Below are 1,065 nucleotides of genomic sequence, written 5' to 3' on the forward strand. Positions count from 1 at the left end.
TTGACAAAAGTGAATTGGAAATAGCTCAAATACAAAATCTTGGGCAACGAGCCAAACAAAAAATGGTGACAGCAAACTTGCGTCTGGTGGTTTCGATTGCTAAAAAATATACTAAGCGCAATCTGGAATTCTTAGATTTGCTGCAAGAAGGGGCAATAGGTTTACAAAGGGGTGTGGAAAAATTTGACCCCAATCGTGGCTATAAGCTTTCCACCTATGTATACTGGTGGATTACACAATCAATTACACGAGCAATCGCAGAGAAATCCCGTACTGTACGCTTGCCAATTCATATCACCGAACAACTCAACAAAATTAAGAAGGTACAGCGAGAATTATTTCAGACACTGGGTCGTCCAGCCAGTGTTGTAGAAATTGCTGAAACTTTAGGCTTACAACCAAGCCAGATTAGGGATTTTCTCAGCAGTTCAAAGCAGCCAATTTCTCTAGATGTAAAGATTGGAGATAACCAAGACACAGAACTTAGCCAACTTTTACCAGATGAGGGCATATCTCCAGACGAACATATCACCAAAGAACTTTTACGCCAAGACATTAATAGTTTATTAGAATCACTCAAACCGACGCAACGTGAAGTATTAATTTTGCGTTTTGGATTAGAGAACGATCAAGAACTAACTTTAGCTCAGATTGGAGAGAAATTGAATATCAGTAGAGAACGAGTTCGCCAAATTCAGCAGCAAGCAATCACTGTTCTACGTCGTCAAAAAACTGAAATTCAACAGTATTTAGTTTCGTGATAAGTACTTATTGATGATATTTTAGGGGCTAAATAGCAAAAAAAGAAGTCTGGAGGTGGGGTTGCAAGTTTGGGTGTAGGTAAAGACAGAAAGTCTTACTACATCTACACCCTCTGATTTTTTTAGATACTGTGAAAAGTCAGATTAAACAAGAGGCTCAATATTTTTGAAAGGTTCAATTAAATATCTATGTCCACCGCCTTTATGAGGTACAGGGGTACTGGGAGTATTAGATTTGGTAATCTCTGAAAATAACTGTTGTGTTTTATAAGTAGGCAGCAGTGTCTATGATAATTTATTTATC

1 protein-coding gene is annotated in these 1,065 nt (G+C 37.8%); it reads left to right on the forward strand.

What is annotated here, in order from left to right:
- On the forward strand, positions 1-761 hold a 761-nt coding region (locus tag G1O98_RS38340; RefSeq protein WP_163939689.1), incomplete at its 5' end, for a sigma-70 family RNA polymerase sigma factor.
- Positions 762-1,065 lie beyond the last annotated feature (304 nt).

The organism is Nostoc sp. UIC 10630, assembly GCF_010747425.1.
GTDB lineage: Bacteria > Cyanobacteriota > Cyanobacteriia > Cyanobacteriales > Nostocaceae > Nostoc.